Below are 7,204 nucleotides of genomic sequence, written 5' to 3' on the forward strand. Positions count from 1 at the left end.
GTCAGACGGCGGTGAGCGAGGCCCACGCGACGACCCCGGCCGGCGACCTCCACGGTCCCGACGCCGGGCCGTACGCGGTGCGCGTGGACGGGATCTGGAAGAACTGCACGACCCCGCCGGGCTGGGAGTACCAGCAGCCGACGTCGGCGTCACCGTCGCCGTCCCAGTCGCCGATCGTCACCTTGTACCGGGTGCCGTCGAACTCGTTGACGCCGCTGGTGGCGTCGCGGTTGTCCCACCGCTCCACGCGTTCGGTGAATGAACTGCCCGTCGAGGTCTGTGTGAATACGCTGGTTGCCGCGCCGGTGTAGCCGTACACCATGATGAGGTCGTCGTCGCCGTCGGCGTCCCAGTCCCCCGCCAGCCACTTCGCGCTGGCGAAGTTCCCCCAGTTCGCGACCGCGTTGTACCAGACCGCGGGCATCAGCACCGGCTCGCCCTCGGCGTCGGTGCCGGCGACCCACACCCAGGCCCGGAACGTGGTGCCGAGGTCGTAGAGGCCGAGGATGTCGTCGCGGCCGTCGCCGGTGTAGTCGCCGGTGAGGAACGTCGCCTTGTTCCAGTCGAACCCGCCGGCCCCGCTGTCGTAGAAGAGGGTCATCGCGCCGAGCGCCGCGTCGTCGGCGGTGCTCTGCGACAGGGCCAGGAAGCCGCGGGTGCGCGCCCCGGAGTACCCGTAGAAGATCGCCACGTCGGAGCGGCCGTCGCCGTCCGCGTCACCGGCGACGAGCTTGATGCTGGCCAGGGCCCAGTTGCCCGGCGAACCGACGTAGGCCTCGTCGGCGCCCGCGAACCCGCTGCCGGTCGACCGGTTGACGTTGATGCGCATCTGGTTGCCGGCGTCGATGTGCAGGGTCAGCAGGTCGGTCAGCCCGTCACCGTCGAAGTCGCCGGTGGCCGTGCGGGCCGCCGCGAGGTTGACCGCGCCGGGCCCGGTGTCGGCCGACACGCTCGCCGGGTGGAAGCCGCCGCCGGGCTTCGAGGTGAGCGTCCACACCGCCGACCGGCCGCCGCCGAGGTCGTACAGGAACGTCGGGTCGGCCCGGCCGTCACCGCTCATATCGCCGGGTGGACGTCGTGGCACGGTGCCGCCACCGGCGACGAAGAAGTCGTAGCCGATCCACGGTGTCACCGACGTGCGGTTGCCGGCCTGGTCGAGGCTGCGGGCGAACAGCGTCTGCGGGCCGTCGGCGGTCGGTGTCACCACGATCGTCGCCGAGCCGCCGATCGTCGTCGGACGGACCCGCGCCGGCGCCCCGTACGGATGCACCCAGTACTCGTACTCCGCCACGTCCGGAACACCGTTCGCCGACAGGGTGAACACGCCCGGAACGCCGATGCCACCGGCGAACCCGCCAGGCGGGTAGGTGCCGTCGGAGGTGATCAGCGGGACCTTGTCGGGCGGGGTGCCGTCGATGACGAACTCGCACCACGGGCTGAACGTGCTGACGTCGGTGCCGTCCTCGGCGCGGACCCGCCACATGTACCTGCCGCCGTCGGCCAACGCGCCGGCCGGGACGGTGCCGCTGAACGTGCTGCCGGAGGCGGCGAGCGCCGTCACGTGTTCGCCGATCTTCGCCCCGCCCTTGGCCCACCACTCGAACCGGGCCCGCACCTGCTGGCCCTGCGCGGCGTCCGGGTCGGCGACAATGGCCTTGAGCGTCGGCGTCGGGGTCGACATGAACGGCAGGTCGGTGTCGGCGCCGGAGAAGCACGGCGTGCTCGGATCGGTACTGAGCTTCGTCGGCCGCGTCGGATAGCTGTTGTACGTCACCGACATGGTCTGGTTGTTGCGGAACCGCTTCCACGCGAACGTGTCCGACTCGTTCTGCGCCTTCACGCCCAGCGTGATGCTCGGCGCCGAGTCACCGGCCGCGATCTGCGCCGCCCGCGTCGCGTTGAACTCGATCCCACCGGCCGGACACGACGAGCTGTAGCCCTTGGCCGTGTTGAGCACCGCGATCCGCTCGTACAGCGGCGGCTGGGTGTTCCACGTCGTCGCCGAACTGATGCCGCTGGAGTGCCACAACTCCACCGGCCGCGCCTGGCACGACCACGAGTGCAGTTCGAACATCCGGAACACCGCCGAGAGGATGTGCCGGCCGGCGATCGCCGAGGTGGGCATCCGGAAGAACGACCGGACCAGATTGCCCTCGTCGGACTCGTACCCGGCCCGCACCACCCCCTTGGAACCGTCCTCCGGGTTGATCGAGGAGCGGTTCCAGTAGGACGTCGTCGGGTACTTGCGCCACACCGACGTCCACGCATTCTGCGCCGAGGTGAACGCCGGATCGATGTGCAGCGGGAACCGGGCAGCCGGGTCGGTGAGCATCGCGGCGTCCGGGACGACGACGAGCGCCCCCGGCTCGACTCGCACCGCCATCGGCGCCTGACGGGCCTCCATTCCGGGCCTGGCCCGGTCGGACGAGGCCGGCGAGTCCCACATCGTCGGGGTGCCGGTGCCGAAGACCGTGGCGCCGGTGGCCTCCCGCAGCGCGAGCGTGCCGTCGGATCCGGCCCGCAGCTCGGCGCCGGCGGTGCGGACACCGAAGCGCAACTCGCGCAGCGCGGGGTGGCGCGCCGCGGCGGCCGTCTTCACGACGAGCACCTGGGAAAAGCCGCCGACATCGGCGGTCATCCGCAGGTCGACACCGGGTAGGACGTCGGCGTAGGTGGCGGTGTCGCCGGCGAGGACGGGCGTCGGCAGCCGACCCGGCCAGGACAGGGCCACCGACCGGCCGGCCCGCGCCAGCTCGACCAGGGGAGCGTCGCCGCCGCCGGAGAACACGGTGTCCACCGTGGACGCCCGGGGCTCGATGCGGCCGTCGGGCCGGCGGATCAGGGTGGCGTCGACCGGCACCCAGCCGGTGCCCCGGCGCACCCGCTGCGGCACCCGGTCGATGTCGACGGTGAACGTGCCGTCCGGGTTCGCGAACAGCTGCTCGGTCTCCGTCCGCCCGCCGAGGACCTCGACCCGCCGCCCGCCCGCACGGGCGAGGGCGAGCGCCGACCCCTCGGTGACCGCGGCCGCGGGCGGCTGCCCCGGGGCCGTGCCCGATGCGCCCGCCACCGGCCGGGCGGCGGGCGCCGGGGTGGCGCCCGCGACAATGACCAGCACCAGTGCCGACGTCAGCCAACGCATGACTAACACAGTGCCGTTGGTCGATGTCCGCGCACTAACCGCCGGCTGACCTCATACCCCGTTGATCAGGTTCATCGCCAGTGCGGGACTGAACGTCCCGGCCGGAACGCCGGGGGCGGTGCCGCACGGCCCGTCGGAATCCCCCGGGATCTTCAGCCACAGCGTCATCTCCGCGGGTGCGGCGTCGACCGTCGACGGCCGGCCGATCTTCCGCCCCGGCGGGTTGCACCACTCGCCCGGCGTCACCGGGTTGGTGGAGCCGTTGCGGGACGTGTCGACGACGAACCGGGCGCCGAAGCCGTGCCGATCGCCCAGGTGTCCGGTGACGTCGTTCGCGTACGCCACCGACTGCGCCGTCGGATAGAAGTTCGACACGTTGACGGAGAAACCGCGCGTTTCGGTGACGCCCGCGCTCACCAGCCAGTCGGCCATCGTGCCGGCGGGGATCCAGGTGGCATTGCCGCCATCGAGGTACACCCACGCACGCGGCGCCCGGGTGCGTAGCTGCTGGGCCGCGTACGTCAACAGTTCCCGTCGCTGTTGCCTGGTCTGCTCATCCGGCAGGCACGACAGCTGTGCCACCCCGTCCGGTTCGAGCACCACGACCGCCGGCCGGTCGCCGATCCCGGCCGCGAACGCCGAGATCCACACCCGGTACGCGGCCGCGTCGGCCGCGCCGCCGCCGGACGCTCCGCCGCAGTCACGGTTGGGCACGTTGTAGGCGACGAGGACGGGCACCTGCCCGAGCGGCCCGCGCGCGAGGGCGGCCGACACGTACGCGGTGACGGCCGTACCGATGTCGCCGCTCCACTCGCCGAACCAGCGGCCCATCGGCCGGTTCGCCACCGCCGCGCGGATCGTCGCGGCCCGGGAGTCCCCCGGATTGGCGTTCACCCACAGCATCGGGTTGGAGTCCGGGTCGACGTAGAAGCCGTACGCGGCGCCGAGCTGCGCGGGCGTCGGCGCGGTGACGTCGAGCCGCCAGTCGCCCGCGAGTGGTCGGTCACCGGGCCGGCCGTATGCGAACGTCGGGTGCGTCGCCGCGGTGGCCGTGTTCGCGCGCAGCAGTGTGTACATGTTCGTCCCGGCGCGGAGCACGCCGGCGGTGTCCCGGCCGTCGCCGTCCCAGTCGCCGGTGACCGGTGAGTCGTTCGGGTTCGCCGCGGGGTGGTCGAACGCGTAGTCGGAGGCGCCGGAGTTCCGGGCATTGCGGAGGTGGAAGTTGCCCGTGCCGGTGCGGAACACCCCGACGCTGTCGCGGCCGTCGCCGTCCCAGTCACCGGCGACCGGTACGTCGCCGGCCTGCCCCGAGGCGAACGCCGGGTAGCTCGGCGGACCGTCGCCGAGCGCGTCACGCAGCCGGAACATGTGGTCCGACGGCCGGTATGTTCCGACGGTGTCGCGGCCGTCGCCGTCCCAGTCACCGGCGACCGGCACGTCGCCGGCGCGGGCGAACTCGGCCGCGGTGAACGACACGTCGGGCGGCCCGGCGCCGTCAAGGGCGTTGCGCAGGTGGAAGCTCGCGTCCGACGGCCGGAAGTACCCCAGGCTGTCGACACCGTCGCCGTTCCAGTCGCCGACGACCGGCACGTCGGTGGCGGCGCCGACCGGGCTGAAGCCGGGCACGTCACCCGCCCCGGAGCCGAGCGTAGTCCGCAGGAACACCTGCCGGTCGCTCGCGCGGTACACCCCGATGGTGTCGACCTTCGCGACGGCGGCAACCTCGGTGTAGCCGGCTGTCCCGAGAGTGCCCGCGACAACGGCGACCAATACCAGCGTCTTCATGACCCTCCCCCAACGCACACGCGGATCCGTCCGAGGCTAGGCAGTGCCGCTTCCCGCGGACTTACCGCGGACCCGCGCCATCTGTCGGAGTTGCCGTTTGACATTGACCCTCGGAACGCGCAATCCTCTAGGTTGTCTAGATGACCTGGAGGACCTAGTGGCCAAGGCGCCGCCGCTGTACATGCGGATCGAACGTGAGCTGCGGACACGTCTCGTCGGGGCGCGGCCAGGTGACGTGGTCCCGGCCGAGTCGGTGCTGGCCGAGGAGTTCGGCGTTGCCCGGATGACGGTGCGGGCGGCGCTCAACGCTCTGGAGTCTGACGGTCTCATCGAGCGGATCCAGGGGCGGGGCACGTTCGTGCGGCAACGGCCCGCGCCGCGAGCCGCGGGGACGTTGATGAGTTTTCAGGATCAGGTGCGCAGTTGGGGTCGGGTCCCGCGATCGCGTCTGGTGGAGGGCGAGGTCCGGGCCGCTTCCGCCGCGGAGGCGGCGGCGTTGCAGCTGACCGCAGCGGCGCCGCGGGTGGTCTCGATCGTGCGGGTGCGGTTCGCAGACGATGTACCGCTGGCGGTCGAGTACGCCTGCTTCCCGCCCCACCTGGACGCGCTGCTCGACCTCGACCTGGAAACCGGGTCGCTGCACCGCGCCCTGCACGAGAAAGGGCTGCGTCCCACGCTCGGTTCCTCCCGGCTGACCGCCCAGCGAGCCGGCGGCGACGGTGAACTGCTGCAGGTCCCGGCCGGCGAACCGCTGCTGGTCGAGACCCGGCTGATCGTCGACCAGCACTCCGCGCCGCTGGAATACACCGTCAGCCGCTACGTCGGCGACCGCTACGACCTGCACGTCACCTTCGACGTGCAGCCACCCTGACCCGGAGAAACTCGATGAACATCGCCAAGATGATCGACCACTCACTGTTGCGCCCCGAACTGACCACCGACGACATCCGGCACGGCTGCGAGATCGCCACCCGCCGCCAGGTCGCCTCGGTGTGCGTCCGCCCTTCCGACGTCGGACTCGCCAAAGCTGCTGTTGCGGGTACCGGGGTGCTGGTCGGGACCGTGGCCGGATTTCCGCACGGCGACACCTGCACCACGATCAAGGCCGCCGAGACCCGCGAACTCATCGAGACCGGTGCCGACGAGATCGACATGGTCCTGCACATCGGCCGGCTGCGCAGCGATGACACCGCCTACGTCCACGACGACATCGCCGCCGTGGTCGCCGCTGCGCAAGGCCGCGTCGTCAAGGTGATCCTGGAGAATGCCTACCTGACCGATGAGCAGAAGGTCACCGGTTGCCGCCTCGCCGAACAGGCCGGTGCGCACTTCGTGAAGACCAGCACCGGTTTCGCCCCCGGCGGCGCCACCCTGGCCGACATCCAGCTGATGCGGGCCACGGTCTCTGCGCACATCGAGGTCAAAGCTGCCGGCGGGGTCCGCAGCCTCGACACCCTGCTCACCCTCCACCAGGCCGGCGCCACCCGCTTCGGCGCGACCGCCACGGAGGCCATCCTGGATGACCTCGCGGGCCGCGAGCGCGGCGAGCGACCGGGTGCTGCGGCGGCGGCCTCCGAAGACGCCTACTGACCGGCGAGCCTCGGAGCAGGCACGCGCCGAGCAGGCTGGACCTTTCCCTATCACGGGGTTGTCTCTGAACGGGAGACTATCGCTGACCTCGGGCCCACCTCGATGGGGTGGTTCCGGCTTACCTTCTCCGGCAGAGCCGGCCACAAGCGGCGGTCGCCCAGGTCCTCGTCGAGTCAAGGGGGGCGGCTGGGGTTACCGCGTCTGGTCGGCTGCGAGGGTGGTCAGGCGGGTGCGGTGCCAGCCGTAGCGGTGTTTGAGGTGGCTGATGCGGCCTCGCAGCCGGTGCGCAATTTGACGAGTCGGCGGTGACAACGCCACGAACGATCGCGGCCTTCAGCCACGTGCCCGCTTCCTCGTCCCTCTTCCGCCAACTCCCAAACCCGCAGTTTCGCTCGCCCATGAGGAGCTGCCAATTCTGCTGCGAGGACACCGTGTCTTTTGACCGGTGGGGCGTCGCAGCGTACTGCCATGCCGCTATCCGCCCGGCCTAGCGGAGCAACACCAGAGAGACGCATGCGCAGGCGATCGAAAGGGCTGAGCTCAACAGGACCCACTGTGTCGAGACGGGAACATCGTCCCCAGTTCGGCCACCGCCGGCGCCAGCTCGTCGGCGGGGACGAATCCCGGCAGGATGGCGAATCCGTCGGTGTTCCCCGCCCGTACGGCGTCGTCGAGGTCCATCCGTCC

The 7,204-nt window shown here is 71.4% G+C and carries 4 protein-coding genes; 2 read left to right on the forward strand and 2 right to left on the reverse strand.

The features are described 5' to 3' along the window. Position 1 precedes the first annotated feature (1 nt). A complete protein-coding gene (locus Vau01_RS57730; RefSeq protein WP_204011881.1) occupies positions 2-3,142 on the reverse strand; it encodes an FG-GAP-like repeat-containing protein in 3,141 nt (1,046 codons plus the stop codon). A 51-nt stretch (positions 3,143-3,193) separates the two neighbouring features. After that, on the reverse strand, positions 3,194-4,927 hold the full coding sequence (locus tag Vau01_RS57735) for a glycoside hydrolase family 6 protein (RefSeq protein WP_204011882.1): 1,734 nt from the start codon (positions 4,925-4,927) through the stop codon (positions 3,194-3,196). 157 nt (positions 4,928-5,084) lie between these two features. Here Vau01_RS57735 and Vau01_RS57740 point away from each other — a divergent pair, with 157 nt between their 5' ends. Together Vau01_RS57740 and deoC are read left to right on the forward strand one after the other, a co-directional pair. Continuing rightward, on the forward strand, positions 5,085-5,798 hold the full coding sequence (locus Vau01_RS57740; RefSeq protein WP_239152926.1) for a GntR family transcriptional regulator: 714 nt from the start codon (positions 5,085-5,087) through the stop codon (positions 5,796-5,798). A 14-nt stretch (positions 5,799-5,812) separates the two neighbouring features. Beyond that, positions 5,813-6,517 (forward strand): deoxyribose-phosphate aldolase, encoded by a 705-nt coding sequence (gene deoC, locus Vau01_RS57745; RefSeq protein WP_204011883.1) that lies wholly within the window; start codon positions 5,813-5,815, stop codon positions 6,515-6,517. Positions 6,518-7,204: the final 687 nt, after the last annotated feature.

The organism is Virgisporangium aurantiacum (assembly GCF_016863635.1).
GTDB classification, from domain to species: Bacteria; Actinomycetota; Actinomycetes; order Mycobacteriales; family Micromonosporaceae; genus Virgisporangium; species Virgisporangium aurantiacum.

Coding starts and splice junctions, on each gene's coding strand:
- deoC (WP_204011883.1), top strand. CDS start 5,813: ATGAACATCGCCAAGATGATCGACCACTCACTGTTGCGCCCCGAACTG.
- Vau01_RS57735 (WP_204011882.1), bottom strand. CDS start 4,927: ATGAAGACGCTGGTATTGGTCGCCGTTGTCGCGGGCACTCTCGGGACA.
- Vau01_RS57730 (WP_204011881.1), bottom strand. CDS start 3,142: ATGCGTTGGCTGACGTCGGCACTGGTGCTGGTCATTGTCGCGGGCGCC.